The organism is Pseudomonas sp. SDO5271_S396, assembly GCF_054071795.1.
Map to the genome: position 1 here is coordinate 96,016 of NZ_JBSVWB010000018.1, position 15,655 is coordinate 111,670.

Below are 15,655 nucleotides of genomic sequence, written 5' to 3' on the forward strand. Positions count from 1 at the left end.
GAGCAGTCCTTTTGGCTAGGTCGGTGCACGCGGTGGAAAGATCCGCGTCGGCATCCAGAAAATCAGCAGGATCAACGCCACCGCGACGGCGGCCATGACGAGATAGAGATCCGAAGAGGTGAGCACCACGGCCTGTTCGTGCAGGCGGTGGGCCAGGCCGGGCGTGTCGCCATCGATTTGCGGCGAGTTGCCCAGGCGGTCCACCAGCATGCTGGAGTGAAAATGCAGGCGCCGGGTGGTCAGCACATCGAGCACCGCGGTGGCGATCACGGCGGCCAGGCCCTTGATGGTGTTGAACCACGCCGAGGCGAACGGCCCGTCCATTGGCTGGATGCTGCCGGTAGAGAGCATCAACAACGGCAGCACGGCCATCGGCTGGCCGAAGATCTGTAGCAGGTACAGGCCGTAGAAATCATCGCGAATCCACACGGAGGTCAGGTGCGAACTGCCCACGCAGCACAGCACCAGCATGCCCAGGCCGATGCCGAGGACCCAGCGACAGTCGACCCAGCGCAGGTTGCACAGCGCCGCCACCAACGGCAGTGCGATCAACTGCGGCAGAGCCATCAACAACATCACCGGCGCGGTTTGCAGTGGACGATAACCCTGGATCTGGGCAAGGAAACTCGACGGAATGAGGATCACCGAGGTCAGCACCATCAGCACGCCGGCCAGCACGATCAAGGCAAACGACAAGTTGCGCAGGCCGAGCATTTCCAACTTGAAGAACGGGATCGGCTGCGACCATTCATTGAGCATGAACAGCACCAGTAACAGCATGCCGCCAACCAGCAAGCAGGTGATCAGGTCCGATTCGAACCAGTCCAGGCGATTGCCCTGCAGCAGGCCGATCACCAGCATGCAGATCGCCGGGAAACCCAGCAGCAGGCCGCGCCAGTTGAAGGTATTGAAGCGCTCCAGGCGTAGCGGGTCCTGCGGCAAACCGTAGGCCACCATCGCCATTGCCAACAGGCACGGGCCGACGATCTGCCAGAACGCCCATTGCCACCCGACGTATTCGGTCCACAGTGCCGCCAGCGGCGTGCCGAGGCTCGGACCGAAGGTGGCGGTGAGCGCGTAGCCGGCCAGGCCATAGAGCTTGACGTTGGCCGGCAGGAAACGCAGGGCCACGGTCATCAGCATCGGTGGCAGTGCCCCCCCGGCCAGTCCTTGCACGGTGCGCAGCACCAACAGGCTTTCGTAGTTCGGCGCAAACGGGCACAGGATGCCCAACAGGGTGAACAGACCGATGGCGCACAGGGTGAAGCGGCGCAGGGAAAACGTCACCGAACACCAGGGCGCGAACGCCATCGCCGCAACGGAAGTCGCGGTGTAGGCCGCGACCAGCCAGGTGCCTTCGTCAAATCCGATGAACAGCCCGCCGCGAATATCGGCAAGGGCAACTTTGGTCACCGTCTCGTTGAGACCTGAGACCAGCACCGCCAGTAGCACACCGACCAGGCCGATGATGATGCGTGGGCCAAAGGTGGGCGGGCTGATGCTGACGGGTTTGGCTGCGGCCTCAAGGGTGGGGGCAGCGAGGGAAGTCATGAACGGGAAACTCGGAAGAGGAAGTACCCGGGCAGTTTAATAAGCCCTAAACATGACAAAAAGTTACTTATTGACAGCTTATAATTACGCTGGACGCAACGATCAACCGTTTGATTGTTCCCACGCTCCGCGTCCGCTTTTTGAGGTCGTGACGCGGAGCGTCACAGGATGCGTTTCCACGCAGAGCGTGGGAACGATCGGCCATCAACACTTTGATTGCTAGACGGGCTGGGCTTCCAGCCAAGTGGCGTGGCAACTCTCGCGCATGGTCTCGCGCAGCCATCTGTGCGCCGGGTCTTTGTCGAAACGCGGGTGCCAGGATTGCGCCAGGATCAGGGTCGGCAGGGAAATTGGCAGCGCGAAGGCGCGCAGCGGCAGTTTCAGGCGGTTGGCACTCAACAGCGCTTCCTTGGGGACCGGCAGCAGTAAATCGGAGTCGGGCAGCATGAACATCGCACCGTGAAAACCCGGAGCGATCATCGCCACGCGGCGCTCCAGGCCGAGGGCATTCAGGGCCGTATCAATCGGCCCGCGCGCCTTGCCGCGCCGGGAAATGCTGATGTGGGAGTAGCTGGCGAAACGCGCCGGGGTGATTTCCTCATCGAACAACGGATGGTCTTCGCGGGCCAGGCCGACAAACGTGGTGGAGAACAACGTCTGCACCTTCACTTCCGGGCTCGGCGGCATCGTGTTGCTGACCCGCAGGTCCAGCCGGCCTTCACGCAGGGCATCGTCGTCGGTGTCGGCTTCGGGTACGAAACACAGTTCGCACAACGGCGCCATGCGCTCCATGGTGTCGAACATGCGACCGCCATACACACCGATGAAAAAGTCGTTGGCGCGCACGCTGAAACGGCGGCGCAACGTGCTCAGGTCAACCTGGTCGGCCGAACGAAACAGCAACGCCGCCTGCTCGACCACGTTGCGCACCTGGCCCTGCAACTGCAGGGCCTTGGGCGTCGGCACCAGGCCGCGACCGGCACGCACCAGGATCGGGTCGCCCACCGCTTCGCGAATCCGCGTGAGGGTACGGCTCATGGCCGCCGGGCTGAGGTTCATCCGCCGGGCGGCGCCGACCACGCTGCCCTCGTCGAGCAAGGCGTCGAGGGCGACCAGCAGGTTCATGTCCGGTAATTGCATGCCAGGCACTCGTGATCAATGGGCAGTGAACTGGGCGCAATCGTAACAGGGATGGGATCAGCGCTGCATGCCCCAGCGCTTCACGGTAAGCCGCTCGAAGGTGTCGAACACCAGGTTTTCCACGAGCAGCCCGATCAGGATCACCACTGCCAGGCCGGCGAACACCTTGTCGGTGTACAGCTCGTTACGGTTCTGGAAGATGTACCAGCCCAGCCCGCCCTTGCCGCTGGTGGCGCCGAACACCAGTTCGGCGGCGATCAGCGTGCGCCAGGCGAACGCCCAGCCGATCTTCAACCCCGCAAGGATCGACGGCAGTGCCGCCGGGATGAGGATGAACAATACGAAGCGCATGCCCTTGAGGCCGTAGTTGCGCCCGGCCATGCGCAGGGTTTCGGACACGCCGAGGAAGCCCGAATAGGTGTTGAGCGCCAAGGCCCACAACACCGAGTGCACCAGCACGAAAATCAGGCTGTTCTGGCCCAGGCCGAACCACAGCAGGGCCAGCGGCAACAGTGCGATAGCCGGCAACGGGTTGAACATTGAGGTCAGGGTGCTGAGCAGGTCGCGGCCCAATTGAGTCGACACCGCCAGGGTGGTCAGGGCAAACGCCAGCACGATGCCGATCAGGTAGCCCTTGATCAACACCACCAACGAGATGCTCACCTTGCTCAGCAGTTCACCACTGAGTAAACCATCGTAGAGCGCGTGAAAGGTCTGCACGAAGCTGGGCAACAGCAGGTCGTTGTTCTGATACCGCGCGACCGCTTCCCAGAGGATGGCGAGCACGATCAAAATCAGGCCCTTGCGCAACCAGCCTTGTTGCCACAGGCGTTGACGCAGGGGCAGCTCGCGCTCCACGGGAACGCTGAGCAGCGGTTCGAGGGTAACTTCAAATTCCTGGCGCATGCGTCGGCCCCTTAGTAAGCGATGCGGATATCGGCGAAACCCAGCTCTTGCTCGGCTTCGGGCGCTTCATCGAACAGCAGGCGATGGATCCGCCGCGCCGACGCCTGGAACTCCACACCGCCGAGGCTGTGCAGGTCGTATTGATGGCTGTGGATTTCGGCACGAACGCGCCCCGGGTGCGGCGACAGCAACAGGATGCGGTTGCCCACCACCAACGCTTCTTCGATGGAGTGGGTCACGAACAGCAGGGTGAAGCGTACTTCTTCCCAAAGCAGCAGCAATTCCTCCTGCATCTTGCGCCGGGTCAACGCATCGAGAGCGGCGAAGGGCTCGTCCATCAGCAGGATTTTCGGTTGCATGGCCAGGGCGCGGGCGATGGCCACGCGGGCCTTCATGCCGCCGGACAGCGTATGGGGGTACGCATCGGCAAAGGCGGTAAGGCCGACTTTGTCGAGGTAGTGCAATGCGCGCGCTTCGGCTTCAGGGCGCTTCAGGGTTTTGGACGCCAGCAGCGGAAACATCACGTTCTGTTTGACGGTCTTCCACGGTGGCAGTTGGTCGAACTCCTGGAACACCACGATGCGGTCCGGACCGGGTTGCTCGACTTTCTGCCCAAGCAGACGAATCTCGCCTTCGCAGGGTTTGATGAACCCGGCGATGGACTTGAGCAATGTGGATTTGCCGCAGCCCGAAGGGCCGAGCAAAACATAACGGTCGCCGGGATCGATCTCGAAACTGACCTGGTGCGTGGCCCGTACCACCCGCTCGGGAGTGCGGTATTCAAGGCTGACGTTATCCACCGCCAGCAACGGGGCGGTGGCGTGCGGGTTGCTGGCCGTGTGGCCTTGCAAAGGCGCGTTCATTTCAACTTCCTTGCAGGGGCTTGGCGTCCTGGAAGAAGTAGTCCTTCCACGATTCAGGCTTGTGCTTGATGGCGCCGACGCGGTAGAGGAATTCCGCCAGCGGGTAGGTGTTCTTGGGTGTGATGCTGAATTCGAACTGCGGGTTGTCGATGATTTTCAGCAACTCGGCGCGATCGATTTTGGCCTTGGTCACCCGCAGGTAGGTGTCGGCGGCGGCGCCTTTGTCATGCTGGACGAACTGCGCGGCTTCGGTCAGCGCCTCGATGAACGCCGTGTAGGTTTTCGGGTTGTCGTTGCGGAATTTCTCGGTGGCGAACAACACCGTCGGCGAGTTGGGCCCGAGGATGTCGTAGGAGTTGAGCACCACGTGCACGTTGGGGTTGGTCAGTGCCTGGTCCTGGAACGGCGGGTTGGAAAAGTGCCCGGTCAGCTCGGTCCCGCCGGCGATCAGCGCCGCTGTGGCGTCGGGGTGCGGGACGGCCACGGTGTATTTGTCGAGGCGGTTGAATTCCTTGTCGCCCCACTGTTTGGCGGCGGCGTATTGCAGGAAACGCGACTGTACCGAAACACCCACCGCCGGTACGGCGATGCGGTCTTTGTCGGTGAAGTCGGCAATGGTTTTGACGTTGGGGTTGTTGCTCACCAGGTAGTACGGAAAGTTACCCAGGGAAGCGACGGCCTTGACGTTCTGCTTGCCACGGGTGCGGTCCCAAATGGTCAGCAGCGGACCAGTACCGGCACCGGCGATATCGATGGAGCCGGAGAGCAGCGCATCATTGACCGCTGCGCCACCGGAGAGCTGGGTCCAGTCAACCTTGATGTCGACGCCTGCCTGTTTGCCGTACTTCTCGATCAGGTGCTGATCGCGCACCACGTTGAGCAGCAGGTAGACGACACCGAACTGTTCGGCGATGCGGATCTCGCCTTCGGCCTGGGCAGCGGCGGGTGCAACCAGGCTGCCGGCCAACAGGCTGACGCCCAGGCCGACGGTCGCCGCCAGCCGTGCAAATGCATTGCTCCTGGACATGCTCATGCTCCGAATCAGAAAGGCGCGTCGCCCTGGATAGTGGTGCGAAACAATTTGCGACGCAGGTGGCTCGGGCAACCGGCGGCCAGATGGATCAGCGAGCGGTTGTCCCAGAACACCATGTCGTGGGGCTGCCATTGATGGCGGTAGATGTTTTCGGGCAGCACGCTGTGGGCATAGAGCTGGGCCAGCAGGTCGCGGCTTTCGTCCTCCGGCAGGCCGACGATGCGCGTAGTGAAACCCTCACTGACGAACAGCGCCTTGCGGCCGTTTTCCGGGTGGGTACGCACAATCGGGTGGATCACTTCGGCCACCTGCGCGAGTTGTTCGGGGGTGAGCGTCGGGCGCCAGTTGCCTTCGAACTTGGTTTCACTGTAGCGCGCGGTGTAGGAGTGAGCGGCGCTACGGCCCTCGACGGCGCTGCGCAGGTGGGCGGGCAGTTGGTCCCAGGCTTTGTGCATGTCGGCGAACAGGGTATCGCCGCCTTCGGAGGGCAGTTCCTGGGCGTGAAGCATCGAGCCCAGGCTTGGCAGTTCTTTATAGGACAGGTCCGAATGCCAGAACTTGCCGGCATCGCCCAGGCCGATGGATTGGCCATTTTCGATGATGTTGGAGACGATCAGGATTTCCGGGTGATTGGCCAGCAGAAACTGTTTGAGGACGTGAATTTGCAAGACGCCAAAGCGGCGGCTGAAAGCGATCTGTTGTTCGGGCGTGATGCGCTGGTCACGAAAGACAACCACGTGGTGATCCAGATGCGCGCGGTGAATACGCGCGAAATCCTGGTCGTTGACCGGACGCGACAGGTCCAGGCCGATGATCTCGGCACCTACGCTGCCAGGAAGCGGGCGAATGTCGAACGCTTGGGCTGGAGAGGTCGCTGTTGGAACAGTAGAGGTGGCGGACATGAGGTCACTCCCGATCAGTCAGGACAGTGACTTTATAGATATAAGAACGGCAGTTTAAATACCGTTAATGAATATTCATATGCGGGAATGTTCCGGCGAAAAATCAGGCCTTTTCACGAACAGGGAATAAACAGTCACCACAAAGCGTTCAGTTTGCAGTAAGACTATTGTGGCCGGAAAGGACTCTGCAGAGGGCTTGTTGAACCCGTCCTGTAAGACGCTTAAATGCCTTGTGTCAGCGCGCGGAGTCGCGTGTTGAACCGCTTACAAGCCGAAACCGTAGGCGTTTGACAAGCGTATGGGCAGTCTCTAGTGTGCATTGGATCCAATTGGCCACCCCCTATTCCAAACAAGGAGGATAGCGTAACCGTGACGCAGAAGCCGACCCCTTTGAACTGCATCAAGATCAGCGAACCCATTCCCGCTCATCTTGCTCGCTCCGTGATTGAAGAAACCCTGCGCAATGCCATTCTCGACGGGCGGCTGCCCTGTGGTACTGCCATGCGCCAGCAGGAATTGGCCAGCCTGTTCGGCGTAAGCCGCATGCCGGTGCGCGAGGCGCTGCGCCAGTTGGAGGCTCAATCGCTGTTGCATGTGGTGACGCACAAGGGCGCCGTGGTCGCGCCGTTGATCGAGGACAACTCGGCAGAGACCTACGGCCTGCGCATGTTGCTGGAGTCTGAAGCGCTGCGACTGTCGATTCCGCTGCTCACCGAGGCGGATATCGCGCAAGCGGACGCCTGTATCAGGGCTCTCGAACAGGAAAAGGACTACAGCGAGATTGGTCGCCTCAACCGCCTGTTCCATATGTCGCTGTATGGCAAGGCGCCCAACCAGCGGCTGCTCAAACTGGTAGAGCACGGGCTGAACGAAGAGGAGCGCTTCCTGCGCTACAACCTGGAAGCGATGGGATTGGGCGAAACCTCTCAGGAAGACCACCGCGAATTGCTGAATCTGGTGGCGCAAAAGAAAGTCGAAGAGAGCATCCTGACCTTGCGCAACCACCTGATGCGCGGGATGGAGGTGATTACGAACTACCTCAGCAGCCAGAAAGCCATCACGCCGTAAGCACCCTCGGCTTATATCGTTAACGTTATGAGCCTGCGGGGAGCCTTATTCATTGAGTAAGCCCCCGCCTTCAACACGCTTTATCAAGTGCATGTTAGTTACTTGCAGTGAGCTTGATACCGCCTGCTTTTCAAAAAGAAATGTCCGACTATTTATAAACCCTTTGCTCACAACTCATATTATTTAGAAAAACTTCTAACATATTTCTATACCCGCCCGCATTCTTGGGCGGCTTATTATCCTTGCCTACTCAACCAGGCACTTCAACTACCTGCGCGGTCCGCCGTACAGGCGCAAGACGCGCGAACGCCTGGCTACTACCTGCACATTCATTTATTGATCGCAAACACCGTCGCTGTTTAAAAACAGATGCGACAACGGATAGGCATCACCATGTATCAACACTTACTTGAACAAAAAGAACGACAACTGTCTCATCACCCCCTGTTCAGGGAAATAACTTCGCTGAACAAATTAAAACTATTTATGGAACGTCATGTATTTGCCGTCTGGGACTTCATGACACTCGCCAAGCGCCTGCAACAGGATTTGACCGGTACGCGCCTGCCCTGGCTTCCGCCTGCCAATTCGCGCGCTGCACGCCTGATCAATGAAATCGTGCTGGGTGAAGAGTCCGACGCTCATCCCGCAGGCGGCCATTGCAGCCATTTCGAGTGGTACCTGGAGGCAATGGCCGAAGTAGGGGCCGACACGCTGGCAATCACGCGCTTCATTGCACTGCAGCGCGAAGGCGTTGAGGCAAGCGAAGCACTGCAAAGGCTCGATGTGCCGATCGGCGCCGCCCGTTTCGTCAGGCACACCCTGGACATCGCCCTGAACGCGCCCGTCCACTGCGTGGCGGCCGTTTTTCTGCATGGGCGCGAGAGCGTTATCCCCGCAATGTTCGAGCATTTGCTGCAACACAATCGGGTTATACAGCGCCAGGCGCCTCTCTTGCACCGCTATCTTGAACGCCACGTCGAACTGGATACCCAGAACCACGTCCCGGCGGCAACGCGACTGCTCGAACACCTGGTCGGCGCAGACCCTGTCCGCGCACAACAGGCTCATGAGGCGGCGCTTGGCGCCCTGAACTGTCGCATCGCGTTGTGGGATGAGGTGAGGGACTCGCTGCAAAGGGAGCGACCATGAACCTCGATGAGTATCGCTCTGTCGCCGATGACTGGGAGCACCGCGCTACCGTCCGTACACGCCCGCGCCGCCTGTTGGAAAACGATGACAAGCTGATTTATCCCCTGTGCCGCCAACCCTTGGTGCTGTGTGCAACCTTTCAGGAGCATTGCCCGCAATGGCGCGACTTTGTGCTGCTGCAGAGCTTCTACAAGTTCCTCAACGATGTGGTGATTTTCGAAACCGAGATCGTCGACAGAACGGCACGCAACATCGCCAAGAATCGCTTCTTGCCCGCCTTCCCTCTCGCCTGCCGCTACGACGCGATGACGGTAGTGGTGGACGAGGACTATCACGCGTTGGTCGCACTGGATTTCCTGAAACAGACAGTGGCCATGACCGGCATACAACCGCTCGAATTGCCTGGGTGCATCGAACTGAACCGTGCGCTGCCGGCGGCTCAGGCCCTGGTGCCTGCCCATCTGCGTGATGCCGTGGAGTTGCTCGGCGTGGCGATAGCCGAAAATACCGTGACCCACGAGGTGGCAGCGTTTTCAAAAGACACCCACGTCAAATCTTCGATCCGAGGCCTGATGGCCGATCACCTGTTTGACGAGGGCCGTCACGCCCTGTTCTGGACACGCCTGGTGCGCCTTTACTGGCAAGCGGCGAGCCCGGATGACCGCGACAGCATCGCCAGTGTTCTACCGACGTTCCTGGCGCAGTACCTGACCAACGACCTGCAACAACGCTTCGATCGGCACCTGATCGAACACCTCGACCTCAGCACTCACCTGCGTGAAGCGCTGCACGCAGAGGTCACGGCACTGGCGTTTCCCATCACTCGCCAGCACCCGCTGATGAGCAACATCATCACTTTTTTGCAGCGCAGCGACTTGCTGCAGACGTCGAGCGTGGCCGACGCGCTGGACCGTTTCCTGGCGGTCCCCCGGAGGGTTGCATGAAGCAATTGAGGATCGGGTGGCAGGGCACCAGCAGGGCGCTGGCCGCCGTCAGGCAGGTACTCGAACAATACGGGCACATCGCGAGTGACGATGCCGTCGATCTCATGATCGAGGACGGCAGCCAGCACCTGCCCTCTCTTGTCGCTCCAACGCCGTGCATGCGGCTGCGTGTGGGGATGGGTCCTGTGGCCGATGACGGACTGCCTGCGCTCGAGCTGCGTTGCTATGACCGGGATCGACGGTTGTGGGCGACACAAGGCATTGCCCAGGTGCCCGAAGGTAATGGCCAGCGACTGTGCCAGATGGCGACCAACACACTGACGGACTGGGTGGCGATGCTGGTCAGCAGCTTCGCTCGCGACCCGGGCTGTTTCACCGGATCGGCGACCGCCAGTGACTTTGCCGAATGGGGCCTGCTGGAGCTGGACGCACTGGCTTACCTTCACCGCTTCAATCGTACGGCAGACCCGACGCTGCTGCGCCAGGCCCGCGTCCCGATCATCGAGCGGTTGCAGGCGTGCCTCACCACCTTCGCCGAGCGAACCGCACTGAATATCTCGGGAAGCACGGTGAGCTACCGCCAGTTGCTGGACCACGCGCTGGCCATCCAGGCGCAACTTCATCCCTTGCTCGAACAGACTGAAACCTTGCCGGTGGTCGGGGTGTGCCTGGAAAAATCCACCGCGTTATATGCCAGCATTCTCGCCGTACTGGGGTGCGGCGCGGTGTATCTGCCGTTGGCACCGGACCACCCGTCCAAGCGCCACCAACTGATGCTGGACGGTGCGAAGGCGCGTGTCTTGCTGGACGATGGCAAGCACCCGTTGCGCAGTCAGTTCAGTTCGCTGGATGTGAGTATGGCCGGCCCAGGCAGCATTGACCCGGCGCATTCGCTGATGCGCCACCGCCCCGCCATGGACGCGCCCTGCATGGTGCTGTACACCTCGGGCACCACGGGCCGGCCCAAAGGGGTGATGCTCAGCCAAAGTAACCTGGCGCATTTCACGGCCTGGTTTGGCGCCTGTATGGCGCTGGATGAACAGAGCAGCGTTTTGCAGTTCTCATCCTTGAGTTTTGACGCCTCGCTGATTGATATTTTTCCCAGCTTGATGGCAGGGGCCGAGTTAATCATCCCCAGTGAAGAACAGCGGCGTGATCCACTCGCCCTGGTGGATCTGATTCACCAGCAACACATCAGTCATGCATTCCTGCCGCCAGCGGTGCTCAGCACCTTGCCAGCGGATCAACCTCTGGGGCTGCAGCATCTGTTTACCGGTGGAGATGCCTGTGAGCCCTCGGTGATCGAGCGACTGGCGGGCGAATGCCAATTGCATAATCTCTATGGCCCTACCGAAGCCACGGTGCTGGTGACGCATCGGGTCATGCAGCCTGGGACCGGCAATCGCAACCTCGGTCTTCCCGTTGCCAACAGCCAGGTGCTGATTCTGGATGATCAGATGCAGCCCGTGGATGAGCAGGTGATGGGCGAGCTTTATATCGTCGGACCGGGGGTGAGCCTGGGGTACATCACCAGGGCCGAACAGGCCTGCGACGCGTTTGTCGATCTGGCCCTGCCAGGCAGGCAGCCGCTGCGAGCCTACCGCACCGGGGATCTGGCCAAGTGGACAGATGACGGTATCGAACTGGGAGGACGGCGGGATCAACAGGTCAAGATCCGTGGCTATCGCGTCGAACCCCAGGAGATCGAACAGTGCCTGCGCGACAGCGGACTGTTTCGCCAAGTGGCGGTGGTGATTGATCACAACCACCGTATTGGCTGCTTTGTTACCCAACCCGAGCCCGGTGCCACGGTAGCGCTGTTGGAACAACATGCACGGCAGCGGTTACCGGACTATATGCTGCCTCGACTATGGCGTGAGCTGCCGAGCCTGCCGCACTCCTGCAACGGCAAGGTCGACCGTCAGGCGTTGCTGGCATTGCCCTGCATTCCAGGCGGGGTTTCTGGCGGTGTGCAAACACCGCTGCAATCACGGCTGATCTTACTGTGGAGCGAATTGCTGGACCTGTCGACGGATCGCCTGTCCGTGGATGAAAGCTTTTTCAACCTGGGTGGCCATTCCATTTTGCTGTCGATGCTCCTGCTGCGCACACGCAAGGAGTTTGGCCGTAGTTTCGCCCTTAGCCGCTTCATTGAAGAACCCACTGTCCGTAGGCTCGCGATGCTGCTGGGGGATGAGTCGACCCCGTTGACGCACTCTGGCCCTGCGATACGGGATGCTCAACGAGAGTGGGTCGCCCCAATACTGGGTGAAGACCGAAGAGGTGATCCACGCAAGATCATCGTGACCGGTGCCAATAGCTTTGTTGGCGTGCATATTGTCCAGGCGTTGCTGGAGGGAGGGGCCACGGAGGTGGCCTGCCTGGTGCGCGAATCTCCCGGGCACTCGGCGATGGCACGCTTTACCCAGGCGCTGCACGAGTATCGTCTGGAACACCTGGACCTTAGCCGAGTGCAGGTGTATGCCGCCGACATCAGCCTGCCGCAATTTGGGTTGACCAATAGGACCTACGAGCGTCTGGCCCGGGACTACGGTGTGTTGGTGCACAATGCCGCGCGGGTCAATCACGTGATGGACTATGCGTCCCTGGCACAGGACAACGTCGAACCGATATTCGAGTGCCTGCACCTGTGTGAGACCGGTGCCAAGAAGGTGTTCAATTTCGTCTCGACACTGTCGGCCTCCAGTGGGGTCGATGTTCTGGGGGATGTCCTCGAGGCGCCGGCGGCGGCCTCACCGCCGCTGTACATCAGAAACGGCTACAACCTGTCCAAGTGGGCCGCGGAACGCCTGCTGGGGCGAGCGGTCGAGCGTGGCGGCTGGGTGAATATCCTTCGTCCGGGAAACGTCAGTTTCAATAGTCAAAATGGGGTGTGCCAGCCGCAGAAAAATCGCTTGATGCTGATGCTCAAGGGCTCGCTGCAATTGGGTCTGGCCCCCCGACTGGAGGGTAACTTTGATCTGATGCCCGTGGATTTCCTCGCCCGCTTCATCGCGTTTCACTGCGCCCGCTTTGACATTGATCACCGTGTGTTCAACCTGCACAACCCGCAGCCCTTGAGCTGGGAGCGTTATCTTGATGTGTTCAGTCAGGCGGGGCACCGGTTCGAACGGGTGAGCATCCAGCAGTGGCAAGACGCACTACGTACGGTAGGTCCCGAAAATGCGTTGTTTGGCGTGCTCGGTTTTTATCTGGACCGCCTGGAAGATGATATTGGCGATACCTCAAGGATTCGCCACGACAATGCCCAGCGAGGCGTCTGGCAGATGGGCGAGTCCTATCCCGAAAAGAACCTGGCGCTAATGAACCGGGGCTGTCGCTATCTCAAGCACATTGGCTTTCTCTGAACCGCTTCAGGACAACTTCATGCAACCGCTGCAACCCGATACGTTAATTCGCAATCCTGAAGGCATACCCGTGGTTGCTTCAGTGATCGTCTCCTGCCACACCAGACGTCTGTGGGATATGGTAGGCCGGTTCGAGGGTTTCGATACCTTCATTCCGGCACTGGCACGCATCGAAATGACCGGCGTTGATGTGGGCGCCTTGCGCACCAAGTTTTTCCACGACGGCAATTGTGTGGTGGAGCAACTCAACAGCCGAGACGAAGGTGCCATGACCATGACCTGGACCACGATCTACAACACGCTCGGAGTAGCCAGGCTATGGTCGGCCATGCACGTGGAGGCGGTGGGGACGAATACTTCCAAGGCAACCTGGACCATCATTGCCGAACCCCTCGATGACAGGCAGGAGGGGTTCCGACAGTTTGTACAAGGTTTTGCCAACGATGCCCTGGACAACGTGTGCCGATTGCTCGAATAGGCCTGAAAGTACCTGCTCGAGTGCCTTCCGGTCAGATTCGGAAGCTGTCCACCAACTGCTTCAACCGATTGGCCTGTTGTGACAAGGCATCACAGTCCTTCAACGTTTCGTTGAGGTTGGCCACGCCCTGCTGGTTCAGCAGGTTGATCTGATTGATGTCGACGTTGAGGGTCTCCACCACGGCCGTCTGCTCTTCGGTGGCTGCGGCTACAGATTGGTTCATACCGTCAATCTCGACGATACGTTGCGTCACACTCACCAGGCGTTCGCCAGCCTGGTTAGCCACCTGAACACTTTCTTCGCTGGACGCCTGGCTGGCGTTCATGGTGCTGACGGCTTCACGCGAGCCCACTTGCAGTGAAGTGATCATCTTGTGGATCTCCTCGGCGGACTCTTGGGTACGGTGCGCAAGGTTGCGTACCTCGTCGGCCACCACGGCGAACCCACGACCTGCTTCACCGGCGCGTGCGGCCTCGATCGCCGCGTTGAGCGCCAACAGGTTGGTTTGTTGGGAAATACCTTTGATGACATCAAGAATGTGGCCGATGTTATCGGTACTGGCATTCAGGGTTTCGATCTGGGTACACGACAAACTGATCTTTTGCGACAACGCTGACATGGCCAGGATGGTGTCCTCTACCACCTTGCGACCATCGTCAGCCTGCTCGCTGGCACCGCTTGCGTGCAATGAAGCATCGGCCGCGTTGCGAGCGATTTCCTGGGTGGCGGCACCGAGCTGGTTGATCGCCGCCGCTACGCTGTTGGTGCGCGCGCTTTGCTCGTCTGAGCCGATAATCGACGCATTGGACGACGCCATGACGCGCTGGGACAGATCATGCACATGACGTGTCGCCGACGACACTTCGGAAATGGAAGCGTGGATACGCTCGACGAATTGGTTGAACGCGCTGCCGACCTCGCCGAATTCATCCTTGCTGGTCACGGTCAGGCGCCGGGTTAGATCGCCCTCGCCTTGAGCGATATCTTGCATCGCTCGTCCCATGGTGTTCAGGGGGCGTAGCAGTACTTGAATCAGCAGGCTCAGCAGTACGGCAATCACTACCACCGCAATCAACATGGCAACCAACGCGGAAGCTCGGAATTTGCCCAGTGGCGCGTAGGCTTTGTCTTTATCGATCGACAAACCAATGTACCAGTCGGCACCCGGCAAGCCATTGATCGGGGTGAAAGAGAGGATGCGGTCCTGACCTTTGAGCACAACGTTTTGACTGATCTTCTCGATACGCAGGTTTGTGCCTGGATAGATGTCTTTGAGGTTTTTCATCACCTGGTCCTGATCAGGACTGACAATGACCTGGCCATCGCCACTGACCAAGAGGGCATGGCCAATACCGCCGAAGTCTACCGAGTTGATGATCTTCACCAGGGATTGCAGGCTCAGGTCACCACCGACCACGCCCAAGAGCTCGCCATTCTTCTTTACCGGCATGGCGATCGTCACGATCTGACCACCCACCGCGGCCATGTAAGGAGGGGTGAGTGTGGGTTTATCGGCGGCTACCGCCTGTTTGTACCAAGGGCGCTGACGTGGGTCGTAACCGTCGGGCATTTTGGCGTCCGGGCGTTGAGTGAAGACACCGTTGGTTTGGCCCACGTAAGTGAACTGGAAGTTTGCGGTGAAGGCCGGTTGATCGACCAGGCCGGGAAGGTCGGCATCATTGCCTTGATGAGCAACGTTTTGCGCCAGACTTTCGAGTACCAGTACCCGGCCGTTGAGCCAGTTTTGCACGCTGCTGGCGGTGAGCTCGCCGGATTGCTGGATGGAGGACTCAAGGTTCTGCGTGATGGTATTGCGCTGAAGGTAGTCGTTGTAGAGGGTAAATAATGCGAAGGCGAGAACAACGACACCTGACGCGGCCAGCAAAAATTTAATGACTGAACTTTAGATTCATTTCATCGACTTCTTTTTGCCAAAGGGGGTGAGCGTGCTGAGGAAACATTCCATGTAAGCAATACTGCGGAAATCCTTCCGCTCTATTTTGGTGCACGCAGGGCTCATCAGGCTTTCGGCCGCATTTGGACAAATCTTAGTGATTTGTGAGAAGCCTGTTCATTTTCTGACGGAAGCCGACCAGCGGTAGAGGGGGATGCTACAGAGTAGACGCTAAGGTTTTATTGCTTGTGAATTTTGCGCTGCCCTAAAACGACAAAACCCCTGTCTGCGTTAGCAGACAGGGGTTTCGGAATTTAATCTTGACGATGACCTACTCTCACATGGGGAAACCCCAC

The 15,655-nt window shown here is 59.6% G+C and carries 12 protein-coding genes and 1 pseudogene; 5 read left to right on the top strand and 8 right to left on the bottom strand.

The features are described from left to right. Window positions 1–15: 15 nt before the first annotated feature. From ACW9IN_RS14775 to ACW9IN_RS14800, 6 genes are all read right to left on the bottom strand, one after another. A complete protein-coding gene (locus ACW9IN_RS14775; RefSeq protein ID WP_457366581.1) occupies window positions 16–1,551 on the bottom strand; it encodes an MFS transporter in 1,536 nt (511 codons plus the stop codon). A 219-nt stretch (window positions 1,552–1,770) separates the two neighbouring features. Further along, on the bottom strand, window positions 1,771–2,691 hold the full coding sequence (locus ACW9IN_RS14780; protein ID WP_457366582.1) for a LysR family transcriptional regulator: 921 nt from the start codon (window positions 2,689–2,691) through the stop codon (window positions 1,771–1,773). A gap of 57 nt (window positions 2,692–2,748) precedes the next feature. Then, window positions 2,749–3,597 (bottom strand): ABC transporter permease, encoded by an 849-nt coding sequence (locus ACW9IN_RS14785; RefSeq protein WP_457366583.1) that lies wholly within the window; start codon window positions 3,595–3,597, stop codon window positions 2,749–2,751. Window positions 3,598–3,608: 11 nt separating this feature from the next. After that, window positions 3,609–4,460 carry an ABC transporter ATP-binding protein gene (locus ACW9IN_RS14790; protein ID WP_457366584.1) on the bottom strand — a complete coding sequence of 284 codons (852 nt, stop codon included), beginning with the start codon at window positions 4,458–4,460 and terminating at the stop codon, window positions 3,609–3,611. 1 nt (window position 4,461) lies between these two features. Continuing rightward, entirely contained in the window at window positions 4,462–5,487 is a 1,026-nt protein-coding gene (locus ACW9IN_RS14795; RefSeq protein WP_457366585.1) for an ABC transporter substrate-binding protein, read from the bottom strand. A 14-nt stretch (window positions 5,488–5,501) separates the two neighbouring features. Next, window positions 5,502–6,395, bottom strand: a complete 894-nt coding sequence (locus tag ACW9IN_RS14800) for a TauD/TfdA dioxygenase family protein (protein ID WP_457366586.1) — start codon at window positions 6,393–6,395, stop codon at window positions 5,502–5,504. A gap of 369 nt (window positions 6,396–6,764) precedes the next feature. Between ACW9IN_RS14800 and ACW9IN_RS14805 the strand changes: the two genes are divergently transcribed. From ACW9IN_RS14805 to ACW9IN_RS14825, 5 genes are all read left to right on the top strand, one after another. Next, window positions 6,765–7,463 carry a GntR family transcriptional regulator gene (locus ACW9IN_RS14805; protein ID WP_457366587.1) on the top strand — a complete coding sequence of 233 codons (699 nt, stop codon included), beginning with the start codon at window positions 6,765–6,767 and terminating at the stop codon, window positions 7,461–7,463. Window positions 7,464–7,856: 393 nt separating this feature from the next. Further along, window positions 7,857–8,615 (top strand): DUF3050 domain-containing protein, encoded by a 759-nt coding sequence (locus ACW9IN_RS14810; RefSeq protein WP_457366588.1) that lies wholly within the window; start codon window positions 7,857–7,859, stop codon window positions 8,613–8,615. Next, a complete protein-coding gene (locus ACW9IN_RS14815) occupies window positions 8,612–9,559 on the top strand; it encodes a diiron oxygenase (protein ID WP_457366589.1) in 948 nt (315 codons plus the stop codon). The genes ACW9IN_RS14810 and ACW9IN_RS14815 overlap by 4 nt, the downstream gene beginning before the upstream one ends. After that, entirely contained in the window at window positions 9,556–12,927 is a 3,372-nt protein-coding gene (locus ACW9IN_RS14820; RefSeq protein ID WP_457366590.1) for an amino acid adenylation domain-containing protein, read from the top strand. The genes ACW9IN_RS14815 and ACW9IN_RS14820 overlap by 4 nt, the downstream gene beginning before the upstream one ends. Window positions 12,928–12,946: 19 nt before the next feature. Beyond that, window positions 12,947–13,405 (top strand): SRPBCC family protein, encoded by a 459-nt coding sequence (locus ACW9IN_RS14825; protein WP_457366591.1) that lies wholly within the window; start codon window positions 12,947–12,949, stop codon window positions 13,403–13,405. A 31-nt stretch (window positions 13,406–13,436) separates the two neighbouring features. On the opposite strand, the gene ACW9IN_RS14830 is transcribed toward ACW9IN_RS14825, so the two are convergent. Both ACW9IN_RS14830 and ACW9IN_RS14835 read right to left on the bottom strand, forming a co-directional pair. Next, window positions 13,437–14,222 (bottom strand): methyl-accepting chemotaxis protein, encoded by a 786-nt coding sequence (locus tag ACW9IN_RS14830; RefSeq protein WP_457366594.1) that lies wholly within the window; start codon window positions 14,220–14,222, stop codon window positions 13,437–13,439. 117 nt (window positions 14,223–14,339) lie between these two features. Further along, a pseudogene (locus tag ACW9IN_RS14835) lies at window positions 14,340–15,290 on the bottom strand (HAMP domain-containing protein); the annotation flags it as partial. Window positions 15,291–15,655: the final 365 nt, after the last annotated feature.